Source organism: Aliidiomarina iranensis, from assembly GCF_003987135.1.
Classification (GTDB): domain Bacteria; phylum Pseudomonadota; class Gammaproteobacteria; order Enterobacterales; family Alteromonadaceae; genus Aliidiomarina; species Aliidiomarina iranensis.
Genome location: NZ_PIPJ01000002.1, coordinates 502,480 through 519,040, shown reverse-complemented (window position 1 = coordinate 519,040; position 16,561 = coordinate 502,480). Strand labels below are relative to the sequence as shown.

Below are 16,561 nucleotides of genomic sequence, written 5' to 3'. Positions count from 1 at the left end.
TTCGTTCTAAAACCGAAAATGGTGTGAGTGCGAGCTAACAAGCACGTGTTGGCAGCTTTAAAACCGAGATTTAAAGCAGGCACTTACAAAACCAAAATAGCATACATGGATCAATTCAAATTCGGTAGTGTTGTGTTGCTTTCTTGTGGCTATTTGTGTCTGTGTTGCGCGAGTGAGGCCACAACCCCGGTTATTTCAGTACCAGAAAGCTTCAATAATTGCAGTATTTAGCAAGCGTTATGATGAATTGTCGTGGGATATCTTCGTTCGGTCGCAGGTATTCACGATTTCCCATGAAATTGTGTACTATGAACGCATACGAAAAAACAACAAAGGGAACAGCTGATGTCAGTTAACCATATTGCATTTGATAAAAGCGCTCACCAGGTGCCGAGAAATAATTACTCGAAACTAATGCTGGTGATGGCCTCTATTTTAGCGTTACCAAGCAGCGCCGCACTGGCGGTGGATCGGGAAGATATTCGTGCCCACGTATTGCCCGAGGCGAACATAGCAATAGCCGATACCGCGCAAGCCGATGCTATTCGCGATAGCTTAGTGCGCCCTTGGCTGAATGAGTTTAACGAGAGTGGCAGCCCACTTTCGGCGTTACAAGCCGAGAGCAGCCAAACCGTATTGCGGGTTCCGGTGAGCGTAGATCGCTTCACCCAGGGCAAAATGAATATCGAAGGGGTAGAAAACATCACCTTGTATCTGAATGGTGAACGCGTTTCTGGCTCGGGTTCTGAGTTTACCCTTCATCTGGAAACTGGCGATCATCATTTAGTGGCGTTGGCAGAGGGTATCGAAGATTGGTCGGCCGTGAACTTTGCTTGGGAAGGAAGCGCGGAACATGATCAAGTAGAAAGTGATTGGCCAAGCGATTGGCGCTTAAGCGCGGCTCAGCTTTATGATGCGCCCACCGTAAATGGCGTGGAGCTATCAGTTGATGGCCGCTACTTGGTAATGCGCAAAAGCTGGCAACAACAAGGCGAAAGCCAAACTGAATTGTTGTTACGGGATTTGGAAGAAAACCGTGTGGTGTTTCGCTGGAATGATACCAGCGTAGGGAATTTTGCATGGCACCCGCAAGATCACAAGCTTGCCTATATCAGTGATGAAAAAGTGCAGGTGTTGGATGTAAATGATTTATCGATTACGGAAGTTTCCAGCGCATTAACCGGCGCCAGTGGCTTACGTTGGTTAACCGATAACTCTCTGATTTTTAGTCGGAACAAAACAGCGGAAAGTGAGAGTGAGGTAACTAAACGTTATCGTGCGCTAGAAGATCGCTGGAGCTATTTTCGGAATGTTTCGCAGCTGTATACGCTCGATCTCGATTCCGGCGCAATTCAACAAATTACCCAAGGTGGCAGTGGCCACAGCCTGTTAGATGTGCACAGCAGTGGCGAGCGTATTTTAGTGAGTACGCGCAAAGTTGATTATGCGGCGCCACCGCACTTTGCAGTAGAAGCGTTTGAATTGAATTTAGCCACTAATGAACGCCGTGATTTGGGCACACACCGCACCTTTAATCAAGCGCTGTATCAGGGCGATGCTATTTACATCACTGCTGGGCCTGAATTTATGGAAGGCGCTGGCCGTGCAGCAAGCCTTAGCGATGAAATGTTATCGAATAATTATGATGGCCAGCTTTACCGGTTAACCAGTGATAACTCAGTAGATGCCCTCAGCCGTGAATTTGACCCTGCCATCGGCGGCGCAATGGCCCTTGGTAATGGTGATTTATTGCTGCGGGTTACTGATCGGGATACCACTCAGCTGTATCGTTACGATACCCGCAATAACCGTTACATTAAGGTGAGTGCGGGCATTGAAGTAGTGGACCAAGTGGCGGCTAGCCAAAATCAGTTCCCGCGTATTGTGATTGGTGGCACTAGCGCTACTGAACCGCAAAAGCTGGTGAGTTTAGATTTGCAGGAAGGGCGTTTGCGCGAGCTTTGGGATAGCGCTGATTTAGCTTATACGCACAATGATATTAACGCCGTTGAGGAATGGAACTTCACCAATGAAAACGGCGATGAGATTGCCGGGCGGGTGTATTACCCCCATAACTTTGATGAAAACCAAAGCTACCCGGCGCTCGTGTATTACTACGGTGGTACTTCGCCGGTGCAACGTGGTTTTACCGGCCGTTATCCGTTTAACTTGTGGGCGAATCAGGGCTATGTGGTGTATGTATTGCAGCCCACAGGTGCAACCGGCTTTGGCCAAGAGTTTTCCGCTCGCCATGTGAACGCTTGGGGTAAATACACCGCGGAAGATATTATTCAAGGTACCGAAGCCTTCTTGGCTGCGCACCCCTTTGTAGATGCTGAACGTGTAGGCCACATGGGCGCCTCTTATGGTGGCTTTATGACGATGCTACTGGCCACCATGACCGACCTCTACGCCGCCTCGATGTCTCACGCGGGTATCTCAAATATCACATCTTACTGGGGCCAAGGCTGGTGGGGCTTCTTGTATTCCGGTGAAGCCAGCAAAGGCAGCTTCCCGTGGAACAACGCTGAGCTATACACTGAGCAAAGCCCAGTATTCCATGCAGATAAGGTAACGGCACCAATGTTGTTGATTCATGGTGATGCCGATACCAACGTGCCGCCGGGTGAAAGCCATAATATGTATACCGCGCTAAAACTCCTGGATAAGGAAGTGGAGCTGGTGGAATACAAAGGCCAAGATCATCACATTATGGGCCGGGAAGCGCGCTTGAATTGGTGGGCTACTTATATTGCTTGGTTTGATAAGCATTTAAAAGATGAGCCGGAGTGGTGGGATCATTTGTATCCAGCGGCTGATTAAGCGCATGTTTGGTGCTTAATCGGCGCTGGAAGTTCCGGCTAAACGCGTAGGCTGAGAATATAAGCGCTGAAAAAGCCAATAACTAGAAAATGAAAGGCACTGTCAGTTTATTCTGCCAGTGCCTTTTTCTTTTACGGGGTAGGTAACGGTTGTATGCAAGCTAGCCTAGGTTTAAAATTAGGCAAGGTTCTCGTAAGGCCTGCTAGAGGCGCATGCGAGTGAAATTAGTGAATTGAAAAAAGTGGAAAACTTAATGCAATCTATTCCTCATGTTGATATGTCGGTGCACACGAAAGATTTTGATTCTTTCGTAACAGCCATCGGTGAAGGTTATGAAGTAAATGGCTTTGTGGCCCTTACCAATCATGGTATTCCCGATGAAACAATTCATGCAGCGCTCGATGCCACGCGCGATCTGTTTGCTTTGCCAGAAGATGTGAAAAAGCAATATCATAAGCCAGGATTGGGCGGCGCGCGCGGCTACACGCCATTTGGTACCGAAATTGCCAAAAACGCCAAGCACGTGGATTTGAAAGAGTTTTGGCATGTAGGCCGAGAAGTAGCCGATAGCAGCAAATATCCGCAGTTAACTCCGAACGTGTGGCCGAAAGAATTACCATCATTTAAAGAAACCACCACGGAATTGTTTAATGCCTTAGATGAACTCGGTAACCAAGTGCTCGAGGGCATTGCCGTATACCTAGGGCAGCCACGTGATTACTTCCGCACGCGAGTGAACGAAGGGAATTCGATTTTACGGCCATTACATTATCCACCTATCGTGGAAGAGGGCACACCTTCAGTGCGCGCTGCGGCACACGAAGATATCAACGTAATCACGCTATTAATCGGTTCCCGTGAGCCAGGCTTAGAAGTGTTATCAAAATCAGGAAACTGGATTCCGGTAACCATTTTAGAAGGCGCGATCATTTGTAACGTTGGTGATATGTTGCAGCGTTTAACCAATGGTGTTTTACCGTCAACCACGCACCGAGTGGTAAACCCACCGGCACCACACAACCAGAAATCGCGCTACTCGATTCCGTTTTTCTTACATTTTAACCCTGATGTAGTGATTGATGCGTTACCGCAATGTGTAACCGCAGAGAACCCGAAGAAAGAAGCGCCGATCACCGCTGATGATTACCTGATGGAACGGTTACGTGAAATTGGGTTGGTGAAGTGAATCTACTTATTCGGCTTTTTTGGATTTTACTGAGCCGGCGGAAAGAACCTCAATGCGGAGCGTTTGATACGCTCCGTGTTCGTTCAAGGGTGTACCCGAACGATCTCGATTTGAATATGCATGTGAATAACGGCCGGTTCGTTACTTTCGCTGATTTAGGCCGAGTAGATTGGTTTTTTCGCAGTGGCGCTTGGGATGCGGCCCGTAAGAAAGGTTTTATTCCGGTAATTGGCGATGTAAATGCACGGTTTATTCGCCAATTAAAAGCGTTCGATAGGTTTTACGTAGAAACACGGTTGCTTGGTTGGGATGATAAATGGGCATTTCTAGAGCACAAGATATTAGATAAAAACGATCGTGTGGCCGGTTTGATTGTCGTGCGCGGGATGTTCTGGAGCAAAAAGCACGGTGGTTTGAAGCCGGTTGAACTCATTGAAGCCACAGGCCAAGGTGAACTGGAATCACCAGCTTTACCGGAATGGGTTGAGAAGTGGCGAGAAACACTGGATTCACTTTCGGCTACTGCGCGCAAAGAAAAAGAAATTCAACGCTCGCTTGAAGATAGATAATATAAGCATCGCGTTTAGCATATAAAAAAACACCGCAGCCTTTTATGGGTTGCGGTGTTTTTGTTTAACCTGCTTATAGCGCTCTAGAATTAGGCGTTGTTACGGCCCCATTCATGAGCGGCAGGGCCAGCAAGTAGATCTTCTGGTGCGAAATCATCAACATTGATAACGCGTAAGCGGCCTTCTTCAGCGCGCTTGAAGAGTTCTACTTCTTCGTCGGTTAACACACCAAGCTCTTTCCCTTTTAACCCAACTTCATGTAAGCGGGTGAAGGATAGGCGCTCGCCGGCAGCTTTTTCCACTTTCGCGTGCAATGGCTCAACTGCAATGATATCCAACAATACCTGCTCTACGTAACCAAACGGGCCTTTTGCTGAAAGGAACTGGCCTTCACCTAAACGCGTACGTGCAGCGTTTGGCTCCATAAGGATACGCGAGATTTTGTGGCCCAATTTATCACTTGGCGCTTTTACTACACGGCCAAACGGATACATCATGCCTTTCAAGATGCTACCAACGGTGCCGAAGTTCTCGAGCATTTCCAATTGGCTTTCTTGTAGCTTGCGCAAGGTATCTTGCATCGCCCAATGTACCAATGGTAAATCTTCGGCAGGGCGGCCATCATCTTCAAAGCGCTTCAGAATAGCTGAGCCAATGAAGAGGTAGCTCAACATATCACCTAAACGAGCTGAGATACGCTCACGGCGCTTCAATTCGCCACCTAGCACACCCATGGCAACATCCGACATGAACGCTAAGTTAGAGCTGAATCGTGTCATTAAGCGATAGTATTTTGCTGTGCTATCTGTTGCTGGCGCTGAAGTAAAGCGTGAACCGCCAAAACCAAACCACAACGAACGCACAAAGTTACTAAATACGAAGCCAATGTGGCCAAACAAGGCTTTATCAAAGCGATCTAAACCTTCTTTGCCTTTAATTCCAGCCGCTTCCATTTCTTCTAAAACAAACGGATGACAACGAATCGCGCCTTGGCCGTAAATCATTAAGCTACGGGTAAGAATGTTGGCACCTTCCACGGTAATCGCTACCGGCGTGCCTTGATAACCACGGCCGAGGTAGTTGTTCGGGCCCAAGCAAATGCCCTTACCACCGTGCACGTCCATCGCATCGTTCATTACTTGGCGTAGCTTCTCAGTCATGTGGTACTTCGAAATCGCTGAGATAACCGAAGGCTTCTCACCGAGATCCAAACCAGTGGTAGAGAATTTAGTTACCGCATCCATCAAGTAGGCGTTACCACCAATACGTGCCATGGCTTCTTCCACGCCTTCCATTTTACCAATCGGTAATTTGAACTGGCGGCGAATGCGCGAATAAGCACCGGTAACTAATGCTAGTGATTTCGCACCACCGGCACTGTTTGAAGGAAGGGTAATCACCCGGCCCACTGATAAACATTCCATCAGCATGCGCCAGCCTTTACCAGCCATAGCTTGGCCACCAATGATGAAATCCATTGGAATAAATACATCTTTACCTTGAATTGGGCCGTTATGGAATGGCACGTTCAATGGTAAATGGCGGCGGCCGATTGTCATGCCTTCGATGTTGCGAGGTAACAGGGCACAAGTGATACCAATATCTTTGGTATCGCCAAGGAGGCCATCTGGATCTTGCATTTTAAACGCTAAACCAACAACCGTGGCTACTGGCGCAAGGGTAATGTAGCGCTTGTTAAAGTTTAAGCGCAAACCTAATACTTCTTTACCTTCCCATTCGCCTTTACACACTACGCCAGTATCTGGAATAGAACCGGCATCAGAACCTGCTTCTGGGCTAGTTAAGGCAAAACATGGGATTTCTTGGCCATTCGCCAAGCGCGGCAAATAATAATCTTGCTGCTCTTTAGTACCATAATGCTGTAACAGCTCACCTGGGCCTAACGAGTTAGGAACACCCACGGTGCTGGCCAAAATAGTAGAGTGGCCGGCAAGCTTTTGCAGAATGCGTGATTGTGCGTAAGCCGAGAACTCTAAGCCGCCATATTCTTTTTTGATGATCATGGCGAAGAATTTTTCGTCTTTTAAATACTGCCAAACATTTTCTGGCATATCGGCAAGCTCATGGGTTGCCTGCCAATCATCCAACATAGCGCAAACTTCATCGCACTGGTTGTCTAAAAATGATTGTTCTTCAGCAGTAAGCTTTGGCGCTGGAATGCTGTGCATTTTTTTCCAGTTCGGCGTACCACGGAAAACTTCGCCATCCCACCATACGGTGCCGGCTTCAAGCGCATCGCGCTCGGTTTGCGACATTTCCGGCATGATTTTGCGGTAAATGGCAAGAATGCGTTTCGCTAAGATGTTTTTGCGAATAAACGGCAGATTCAGCGGTAGTAAAATAACCGCAGCAATTATCCAAGGCACGAATGCGAATAAACCGGTAAATGTACCGATTGCGAGCATTGCGATTGTACCTAACGTAAATGTGCGCAGTGATGCGCGGTGATAAAGTAAGGCACCTAAAATAACTAAGGTAGCAATACACCAAATAGCCACACTCATTTGTATCTCCTGAGGTTTGAGGTCAGACCAGTAACCTATAAATTAGAGCAAATCGCCGTAATTTGCAAGCTTTGTAGTGCAGTACTGAATGTACTATTGAATGCACAGCACTAACGGTTTAATCGCTTGCATCGGCTTATAATTTTTTGCAAGTGAACTTGTTATTTACTTGCCGGTCTGAGAATGTAATCTGAACTTGCGATTGGTTGCAGTTTTCGCACCAAAAATGCTAAACGAATTTTCGAGTAGTGCTGGTTGATACAGCACTCAAATGCGCTAAAAGCGCACAGTAAAGAACGAACAGTAAAGTACGCACAGTAAAGAGCGCTCGGTAAAGTACGCACGGTAAAAAGAACGTAGTAAAAGGCGGATTATGCAAAAACTCTCAGTTGTAAGTACGTTGTTTTGTTTGGGCCTTCTGCCCCTCGCCGCATATTCAGCAGCAGCGCGCGTTGATCCACAGTTTACAAATATGAATACGGATGTGAGTTCTGAGTGGATTGCAATGGCCACAGAGATTACCCAGCCTTACAAAGCCATTTATGATTTAAATCGCCGCGGGCGCACTCATGGCACAGCCGAGCGCGAATTAAGTGTGAATGAAAATGGTAACTGGCGGTATCGAACCAGCACAGAGGCATCGATATTATTCCTTTCCGATCGGCGCTACAACGATAGTTCATTTCAAATGAACGGCTACTATGTAGAGCCACTCACTTATGAATACGCACGCCGAGGCACCGGGTCTGATCAAGCCTATAGCGTTCGGTTTCAACGCCCAGAAAATCAATTACAAACGCTTGAGGGCGAACCTGTTGCTGCCGAGTGGCGGGAGCATTTACTTGATGCCAACGCTGTGTTGCACCAATTGCAAATTGATATCGCCATTGGTGAAAGCGAATCATTTGCTTATGATTTGATCGATGAAGATGGCCGCAACGAATATTACGAGTTTGCCGTTGTGGCGCAAGAAACCATGCAGGTGCTCGGGGATACCATCGATGTAGTGAAAGTAGAACGCGTACGCGATCACAATCGCCGGCAAACCTATTTTTGGTTCGCGCCAAGCCTGAATTTCACCCTAGTGGGCATGCAGCAAATCGAAGGTGGCAAAGAGCAATTGCGTTTAGTGTTGAATGACCTAACGTTTTACGAAGGTGGCTAGGGCGAATATGAAGGTGGCTAAGGCGAATATATTGCTCGGCCACATTTTCAAAAACAGCTTGAGTTCGCCTCTTTAATGAAAAAAAGCACCCGTAGGTGCTTTTTTGTTCTCCAAACTTGGGTGAGCTTATTCTGGCGCACTTACTCTGGAGCACTTATTCTGACGCATAGCCCTCAGCGCCGAGCAAGGCGCCATCAAGCACTGCACCTTCTTCGGTGAGCTTCAGGCGATCGGCACAGAACCAACGAACCACCAGCGGGTAAATGCGATATTCTTGTTCGTGAACCCGCTCTTGTAGATCTTCGGCGGTATCTTCTGGAAAAATCGGCACCCTTGATTGCAAAATCACCGGGCCGCCATCAAGCTCTTCGGTAACAAAATGGACACTGACACCATGTTCTGTGTCCCCGGCATCAAGGGCGCGCTGGTGCGTGTGCATGCCTTTGTATTTTGGTAACAACGAAGGGTGAATGTTCATAATGCGATCGGTGAAGGCAGATACAAATACCGATGTAAGCACGCGCATAAAGCCGGCAAGAATAATTAAATCGGGCTGATAGCTTTGCACACGCTCTACTAACGCTTGATCATAATCTTCGCGATTCGCGAAATTGGTATGCGGCACAAACTCAGTGGCAATGCCAAGCTCAGCTGCTTTTGCTAAACCAGCGGCATCGGCGCGGTTGGCGATTACTGCCACCACATCGCCATTGATCTTGTTTGCTTGGCTTTTACTCTCTTGGCAATGCTCAGCAATATTCAGCATATTGCTGCCGGTGCCAGAAATTAGCACCACAATGCGTTTTTTAATCGGGTTTGCGATAGCTGCCGGCATTATACGAATTCAACCTGTTCTTCATCACCATTGCGTTCAGCGACAGCACCAATAACCCAGGCGCTTTCGCCGGCATCGTTCAGAAGCTTCACGGCTTTCTCAGCGGCATCGGCCGGCACAGCAATCACCAAGCCCACGCCACAGTTAAAAGTGCGGAACATTTCATTGCGTTCAATATTGCCGTTTTCTTGTAACCAGCTAAAAATTACTGGCCACTGCCAGCTATCGCGCTGAACCACTGCTTTGCAATGTTCAGGCAATACCCGTGGGATATTTTCTTGGAAGCCGCCGCCAGTAATGTGCGAAATCGCGTGCACATCTACTTGCTTAATGAGCTCAAGAGTAGGCTTCACATAAATGCGCGTTGGCGCCATTAAATGATCTGCTAATGGCTTACCATGAAATTCTTCATTTAAATCGGCGCCGCTTACTTCAATTACTTTGCGAATCAATGAATAGCCGTTTGAATGCGGGCCACTTGAAGCCACAGCAATTAGCGCATCACCAGCTGCCACTTTGCTGCCATCGATAATGTTGTCTTTTTCTACCACACCTACACAGAAGCCGGCCAAATCATAATCGCCTTCTTCATACATGCCTGGCATTTCCGCGGTTTCACCGCCAATAAGCGCACAGCCTGATTGCACACAACCTTCGCCAATACCAGCAACCACATCAGCAGCCACATCGATATCGAGTTTGCCGGTGGCATAATAATCTAGGAAGAACAGCGGCTCAGCGCCTTGCACAATTAAATCATTTACGCACATGGCCACAAGATCGATACCTACGGTATCGTGCTTTTTCAAATCAATGGCGAGGCGCAGCTTAGTACCCACACCATCGGTTCCAGAAACCAAAACCGGCTTTTTATAACCTTCAGGAATTTCGCATAAAGCACCGAAACCACCAATGCTGCCCATCACTTCGGGGCGGGTAGTGCGGCGAGTAACATGCTTAATACGTTGTACTAAAGCGTTACCAGCATCAATATCAACGCCAGCATCTTTGTAGCTCAGGGAAGGTTTATTGTCGTTCACGGGAGGTCCTCTTGCGGCTGTTGCCAACCAGTGTGCCATGTGTTGGATGCGCATTTTAACAGCACTGAGCCTTAGCTTGAATGCTTATTATAAATTTTTTACCGCACATCTTGTTTGTGGCTGAAAAAGGGCGCTAAATAGGCGCCACATTTTGCTGCTTTAACTAGCCACAAAAGGCAGCAAAAGATGGTAGAAACAAGGTAGCAAAAGTTGCTAAACATTGGCTAAGGATTGATAGTGATAGGTACGGGCAACAAAGCGCTCGCTAACGTTAATACGGTAGAGGCGGCAATGGTGAAACCAGTAGCTGGTAGCGAATTAACTAGCGAAATAACTAGCGAAATAACTAGCGAAGCAATTAGCGAAGTAACAATAATGCCTGCGCAATTACAGGACGTGCCCGATCTGCTGCGTATCGATCAGCTTTGCTTCCCATATGATGCCATGAGTAAACGCAGCTTTAAGCGCTTTATTCAGCACGATCAAGGTGATTTTGTGGTAATTCGCCGGGCGCCTGCCACGAGCGGGCAAACAGCCCAGAGCGGGCAAACTGCCCAAAGCGGGGGCACTCCCACGAGCGCGATAAATAGCCAGAGCGGTATGAATAACGAGAGCGCCCGGCGTACGAGTGAGCAAGCTAGCCAAAGCCCAATTCTCGGCTACGCCATTCTACTTTTCCGCCAGGCTACACGTTTATGCCGGCTGTATTCGTTTGCGGTAGACCCTGAGCTGCAAGGCCAAGGCTTCGGTAGACAACTTATGCAATATTGCATTGAGCGCGGCAAAGAAGAGCATTGTTTGTTTTTGCGCACGGAAACCAAGGCCGATAATGAGCAAGGCCTGCAGTTTTTCCAGCAATTTGGGTTTGTGCATTTAGGCCTGCGCGAAGATTATTATGATGATCATTCCGATGCCATTGTGTTGCAAAAGCAGCTGCATTTTTTCGATTCCGCGAATGTGCCGCATTTAGTGCCGCACCTCACGCAAACAACGCCTTTTACCTGTGGGCCCACAAGTTTAATTATGGCGCTCGATTATTTTGCTAAGCCGGTGAGCTCGCCGCCCCATGAAGAGCTTGAAATTTGGCGTGAAGCCACCACTATATATATGACATCCGGCCATGGCGGTTGCGGCCCTCACGGGCTAGCGCGTGCGGCACTCCGCCGTGGTTTAAGCGCTGAGGTGTGGGTAAGCCAAGCTGGGCCAGTATTGCTCGATTCAGTGCGCAACGAGAGCAAGCGTGAGGTAATGAGCCGTGTGCAAGAAGCGGATATTTTTGCGCTAGAGCAGGCTGGGGTTGCCATACATAACCTCGATTATAGTTTGCTGCAGCTTAATGATGATCTAAATAGCGGAAAATTGATTATTGCTCTGATAAGCACGTATCAATTTGATAGCTCGAAAGCACCGCATTGGGTATTAATCACGGCGATGGACGATGAATATATTTATATCAACGACCCAGACGATGATTTGTTACCTTGGCAAACCATAACGGAACGCCAGTATTTGCCGATTCCGCGCAGTATTTTTGAAAAGGCCTTTGCCTATGGCAGTTCACGGTTGCGGGCAGCGGTAGTTTTGAGCAACGAAACAGATTAATTAATCGATAGGAGTTCGAATGGCTAAGGTTCTAGTACTTTATTATTCAAGTTACGGGCACATCGAAAAAATGGCGCAAGCCGTGGCTGAAGGGGCACGCGCTGGTGGTGCCGATGTGGATATCAAACGTGTTCCAGAGCTGGTGCCGGAAGATGTAGCAAAAAGCTCAGGCTATAAAATGGACCAGAGCGCCGACATCGCAAAGCCGGATGATTTGAAAGCCTATGATGCAGTTATTTTCGGCACGCCAACGCGCTTTGGTATGATGGCTTCACAAATGAAGAACTTCCTAGATCAGTGCGGTGGTTTATGGGCGAACGGCGATTTAATTGGTAAAGCAGGGGGCGTGTTTACCTCTACAGCTAGCCAACACGGCGGCCAAGAATCAACGTTGTTGAATTTCCATACCGTGCTACTTCACCTTGGGTTTGTTGTAGTAGGTTTGCCTTATAGTTTCTCTGGGCAGCTTAGCTTGGATGAAATCACCGGCGGTTCGCCATACGGCGCTACTACCATAGCGGCGGGTGATGGTTCACGGATGCCTTCCGCGAACGAATTGGATGGCGCACGGTTCCAAGGCGAACATATTGCTAAGATCGCGAAGAAACTCTCGGCGTAATAAAAGAAGCGGCTTAGTAGTTTTTGTCAAGTACGGTAGGTTCAGTGCTGTGGGCTCAGTTAAAACGGCTTTGCTGTATGAAAAGGCAGCAACGAACTCTTTATTCTAAAAGGGTTTGTAGCCGCCGAACTTATACTCAGGTATAATGTCTGAGTAATGTAAGCACTGATAGATTGCGTTAAGCAAGCAAAACAGCGATTACAAAACCTTTGGGGCTGATCCGGATTCGACGGGATACATGAAACCCAAGGTGCATGCCGAGGTGAGGCTGGCCTCGTAAAAAGCCTCAACTTTATAGTTGCAAACGACGACAACTACGCTCTAGCGGCTTAATAACCCGCTAAGCCCGTTCCCCAGCGCTTTGTCTGCGAGACTGGACCAGAACGGCTAACCCTAATGTAGACTCGCGTGGATGCTTCGCCCGGAGCTGAACCGTTAAACTTAATCGGGCTCGTCATTATAGAAGCCTGTCTGTCGGCGTCTTGATGATTAATTAAAAGACTGACTAAGCATGTAGGACCGAGGATGTAGGTATTGCGGACGCGGGTTCAAATCCCGCCAGCTCCACCATATCATAATAAAACGCCGCTCATTTGAGCGGCGTTTTTGTTGGGAAGGTCACGAGGTTGCAAAATTGGGCTCTACATCCATGTTTTTATGCAGTATACGCACTACCTCACTTGCTGAGCTATAACGGCCACTTGCAATTTGAGTGGCTATAAAACCTTCAAAATACTCGCCCAAACTAACACTAGTGTTTTTCGACATATCACACCTCTTAAGTACCAATATTTATTATATTTTGGTATTAGGTGAGTGATGTGTCAAGGAAGCGGTAATTCAATCTTAGGCCTGATAGTGTGATAGAAAGATATAATTGACATGGCCAGGAACGCGAATTACGTGCGTGGCGCATTCGCTCATGATTCATCTTCCAGCAAGCCCTGCCAAGGATCATCGGAAAACTTTTTGCCTGTAGTGACTTCAGAACTCTCTTGTTCAAGCAGCGCCATAACCGCGCCAAGCTTTTCCTTTGGTATGAGCATAAGTTCGCTATTCAAGCCCTTGGCAATCAATTCCAAGGTATCTAACCTAGGGTTTCCCTTCGATTCAAGGCGCTGGTATTGCTGACGCGATACGCCTACACGTAACATCATATCGCTCTGTTTGAGGTCAAGAGCTAATCGCCGCTGTTTTATTTGCTGGAGTATCGAATTTATCATGGTAAACACATATATTGCTTTTGTGAGATATAGCAACATATTAGTTGCTTTAGATGATAAAAGCAATTTATCTGTTGCTTAAGATGGCTCAACACATTAGAACTATATGCTCGATAGTGCGAAAAAAGAGGCCCGAAGGCCTCTTTATCATCAACTTTCAGTTTAACGTTAGCGGCTAGCTTGTGCGGCGAGTGCTTTTTCTACAACATCCGCGAGTACATCGTATTCAACGTAGCCTGGAATAAGCTGTTGATCGATGATTAAGCTTGGGGTTCCGCGTAAGCCAATATCTCGAAACATGTCCATATTCATATCAATAATTTGCTGCGCCATTGTGGGATCTGCAAGGGCATCTTGTGTACCTGTTTTAGCGGCTATTTGTTGCAGTGATTGCGCGTTGTGCATGCCGTTTTTCGCGTACAACAATTGATGGGTTTCTGCAAAAGCATCGGGTTGATTCAACCAAACGTTAAGGGCGAACTGGGCTGAATTTACTTGGCTGCCAGCAACATTGCCTTGGCGCAGTGGCACGATAACGTTGGTAACTTTTATATCAGGATAGTTTTTCAGTAGTTGCTGTAAATGCGGCTCAAGGCGTTTACAGAAAGGGCAGTTGTAATCGGTGAATACAATCACATTTATTTTTGCTTCGGTTTCACCAAATGTTGGATGAGGGTTTATTTGGTTTTGAGCTGATGCGGTGTTATTTGCCACAAAAAATACAGCAAAAGCCAATAGCGCGAGTGCAAAAAATGACGTGTTAGCGTTTGTTAGTGCTTTATAGCGATTAAACATATTAAGTTCCTATTAAAATTTATAAGTTTGTAGTGCCCACGAACCGTGGGCGTTTTGTTCGGTTGCTGGTAAATACCAATGTTTCTGGAGCCGCGATTTAACGCCCACGCGCTTCCTCCAAAGCGGCAAGTACCGCTTCGCTAGTGAGAATTACTGGAAGTTGAATGCCATCTGGAGCGCCTGGGCCGTAAACGATGTTAAATGGAACGCCATATTGGTTATGGTTTCGAAGGTAAGCAGTAACCGATGGGCTTGGTGTGCTCCAATCGCCTTGCACGGTGATCACGTTATCGCTTTGCAATTCATCGTAAACAGGCTGCTGTAGCAGCACGCCAATCTTGTTGGCATGGCAGGTAATGCACCAGCTGGCGGTTACATCAACGAAAACAACTTTGTTATCCGCAACCAACCCTGGGATATCAGCAGTTTGTAAGCGTTGCCAGTTATGGTCTGGGCGAACGCCCTGGCTCCATTGGCTTGCAGTGAGTGCGCCAATGATTAACGCTATCGCTGCTGCAAATATAAGTGCAGCCAGCGAAGCAATAACACCAGCTCGGCCATGCCGTTTCCAAATAAAATAGCCACTTACTGAGAAAGCGACTAATAGTGCGCTGATAATTATGTTGTAAGCGAGATGATTGGATAACAACGAAACCAGCCATATTGCAGTTACAGCCAACATCAGCGCAAAAATATAGCGCGCGATGTTCATCCACGAACCCGGCTTGGGTAGCAGCTTCAACATGCGTGGAAACGCAGCAATAAGCAGCCAAGGCGCACTCATACCAATACCGAGGCCGGTGAAAATAAACAGCAGTTCTGGCGTATTAGCAGCCAACGCAAATGCTATCGCGGTACCAAGAAATGGTGCCGAGCAGGGAGTAGCCAACAGTGTGGCGAACATACCTTGTAAGTAGTGCCCAAGGTACGATTCATCACCTTTGGTGGCGGCCCAAGTATTTAGTTTACTCGGTAACCGCACCTCAAAAGCGCCGGCTAAATTCAGTGCGAATAGCCAGGTTAATAGGGCCAGAAAACCAATAAAGTATGGGTTTTGAAACTGAATTCCCCAACCGATAGCAGCACCGCTAGCCTTAAGAAAAATAAGGCCGATAGCGATAAGCCAAAAGGAACTCATAATCCCTAAAGCAGACATAATAAACTGCCGGCGCACACGTTTGGCGCTGGTGCCCGATGCAGCAACCACCGATTGCAGCTTCATACCCAGCACGGGAAGCACGCAGGGCATAATATTTAGAATTAAGCCGCCAATAAGTGCCGCACCGAAGAATAACCAAATCGAACTTACAGCAGCTGTATCCGATAAACTGCCGGCGGCAGCAATAACGGTAAATTCTGCAGCCAGTTCGTTATCAGTTACCGTAACTTGCAGGCTTTGTTCCGCTAAATCGAGATCATCAAGCCAATGTGTAACTGCATAGCGGCCAATGAGTGTTTCACCCTCAACCTCAAGGCTTATCAATTCAACCATGATATCGCTAAGGTTTGGCTCGCTACTATCGATGAAAACATCGGCTTCTGCCCAGTTTCCTTCGCGGCGGTTTAACCTAACTTCTAACTGCTGTTTTTCATTATCCCAGCGCGCTTGCGGCGGCACTAAGTGCGCATGATTTAGCGTTGGGGTTGTGCTTACTGCGCGTTGCCAAAGGTGCTGAGTTTCCGCATCTAGCATGATTTCTGCTGGGTTTAATGAGAGATCGATGGGGAAATCGGTGAGCACACAAATGTTGGTGCAGCTCGACATCGTTAACACGCCCGCTAACGCCACCGGCTCGTGCCAGTTCTCCACATGCACGGTAAGCGGGAACGCTGTGCTTCCTTGATAACCAAGCGTTTCAATGCCAGCCACCACAAACCGAGAAGGAATGGGCCACTGCCAATCAATCGAGCTTACGTTAGTTGATGGTGCCCAATCCCAACTGGGTGGAATGCCGCCTTCACCGGGGGAGCGCCAATAGGTTTTCCACTCACCTTCAAGCTCAACTTGCAGTAAAACATTTACAGTTTTCGCTTCTTCGTTTGCCGATACGGCTTGCAAACGAATAGAAAGCTCCGGGTGCATGGCATCATTTAGCCACCCAGTATCGGCGGCTTGAGCCATAGGTGCGAATAAGCTGATGCTCAACAGCAACAGCCCATAAAAAGCTTTAATGTTCAT

13 protein-coding genes and 1 other RNA gene are annotated in these 16,561 nt (G+C 47.6%); 7 read left to right on the top strand and 7 right to left on the bottom strand.

What is annotated here, in order from left to right; genetic code table 11:
- Nucleotides 1-345 precede the first annotated feature (345 nt).
- From CWE08_RS05465 to CWE08_RS05455, 3 genes are all read left to right on the top strand, one after another.
- Nucleotides 346-2,823 (top strand): alpha/beta hydrolase family protein, encoded by a 2,478-nt coding sequence (locus tag CWE08_RS05465; RefSeq protein WP_126766418.1) that lies wholly within the window; start codon nucleotides 346-348, stop codon nucleotides 2,821-2,823.
- Nucleotides 2,824-3,076: 253 nt separating this feature from the next.
- Complete coding sequence (locus CWE08_RS05460) at nucleotides 3,077-4,009, top strand: isopenicillin N synthase family dioxygenase (protein ID WP_126766415.1); 933 nt, start codon at nucleotides 3,077-3,079, stop codon at nucleotides 4,007-4,009.
- Entirely contained in the window at nucleotides 4,006-4,578 is a 573-nt protein-coding gene (locus CWE08_RS05455; RefSeq protein ID WP_157981231.1) for an acyl-CoA thioesterase, read from the top strand. The genes CWE08_RS05460 and CWE08_RS05455 overlap by 4 nt, the downstream gene beginning before the upstream one ends.
- 89 nt (nucleotides 4,579-4,667) lie before the next feature.
- On the opposite strand, the gene fadE is transcribed toward CWE08_RS05455, so the two are convergent.
- Nucleotides 4,668-7,103: an acyl-CoA dehydrogenase FadE gene (gene fadE, locus CWE08_RS05450; RefSeq protein WP_126766410.1), complete on the bottom strand. Its 2,436-nt coding sequence runs from the start codon at nucleotides 7,101-7,103 to the stop codon at nucleotides 4,668-4,670.
- A 373-nt stretch (nucleotides 7,104-7,476) separates the two neighbouring features.
- On the opposite strand from fadE, the gene CWE08_RS05445 reads away from it, so the two are divergent.
- A complete protein-coding gene (locus tag CWE08_RS05445; RefSeq protein ID WP_126766408.1) occupies nucleotides 7,477-8,268 on the top strand; it encodes a DUF3108 domain-containing protein in 792 nt (263 codons plus the stop codon).
- A 154-nt stretch (nucleotides 8,269-8,422) separates the two neighbouring features.
- On the opposite strand, the gene purN is transcribed toward CWE08_RS05445, so the two are convergent.
- Together purN and purM are read right to left on the bottom strand one after the other, a co-directional pair.
- Nucleotides 8,423-9,103, bottom strand: a complete 681-nt coding sequence (gene purN / locus CWE08_RS05440; protein ID WP_126766405.1) for a phosphoribosylglycinamide formyltransferase — start codon at nucleotides 9,101-9,103, stop codon at nucleotides 8,423-8,425.
- Nucleotides 9,103-10,143, bottom strand: a complete 1,041-nt coding sequence (gene purM / locus CWE08_RS05435; RefSeq protein WP_126766404.1) for a phosphoribosylformylglycinamidine cyclo-ligase — start codon at nucleotides 10,141-10,143, stop codon at nucleotides 9,103-9,105. Before purM ends, purN begins: the two co-directional genes overlap by 1 nt.
- A 237-nt stretch (nucleotides 10,144-10,380) precedes the next feature.
- Between purM and CWE08_RS05430 the strand changes: the two genes are divergently transcribed.
- The 3 genes from CWE08_RS05430 (at nucleotide 10,381) to ssrA (ending at nucleotide 12,934) form a co-directional block, all read left to right on the top strand.
- Nucleotides 10,381-11,745, top strand: a complete 1,365-nt coding sequence (locus CWE08_RS05430) for a GNAT family N-acetyltransferase/peptidase C39 family protein (RefSeq protein ID WP_241973837.1) — start codon at nucleotides 10,381-10,383, stop codon at nucleotides 11,743-11,745.
- A 19-nt stretch (nucleotides 11,746-11,764) separates the two neighbouring features.
- Complete coding sequence (gene wrbA / locus CWE08_RS05425) at nucleotides 11,765-12,364, top strand: NAD(P)H:quinone oxidoreductase (RefSeq protein ID WP_126766401.1); 600 nt, start codon at nucleotides 11,765-11,767, stop codon at nucleotides 12,362-12,364.
- A gap of 211 nt (nucleotides 12,365-12,575) precedes the next feature.
- Nucleotides 12,576-12,934: a transfer-messenger RNA gene (gene ssrA / locus CWE08_RS05420) on the top strand.
- Between the two features lie 48 nt (nucleotides 12,935-12,982).
- Here the strand turns inward: ssrA and CWE08_RS05415 are convergent.
- The 4 genes from CWE08_RS05415 to CWE08_RS05400 form a co-directional block, all read right to left on the bottom strand.
- Nucleotides 12,983-13,132, bottom strand: coding sequence for a type II toxin-antitoxin system ParD family antitoxin (locus CWE08_RS05415; RefSeq protein WP_420837074.1), 150 nt, complete (start codon nucleotides 13,130-13,132; stop codon nucleotides 12,983-12,985).
- Between the two features lie 152 nt (nucleotides 13,133-13,284).
- Nucleotides 13,285-13,521, bottom strand: coding sequence for a helix-turn-helix domain-containing protein (locus tag CWE08_RS05410; protein ID WP_241973836.1), 237 nt, complete (start codon nucleotides 13,519-13,521; stop codon nucleotides 13,285-13,287).
- A 234-nt stretch (nucleotides 13,522-13,755) separates the two neighbouring features.
- Nucleotides 13,756-14,382: a DsbA family protein gene (locus tag CWE08_RS05405; protein WP_126766397.1), complete on the bottom strand. Its 627-nt coding sequence runs from the start codon at nucleotides 14,380-14,382 to the stop codon at nucleotides 13,756-13,758.
- 97 nt (nucleotides 14,383-14,479) lie between these two features.
- Entirely contained in the window at nucleotides 14,480-16,561 is a 2,082-nt protein-coding gene (locus tag CWE08_RS05400; RefSeq protein WP_126766395.1) for a protein-disulfide reductase DsbD family protein, read from the bottom strand.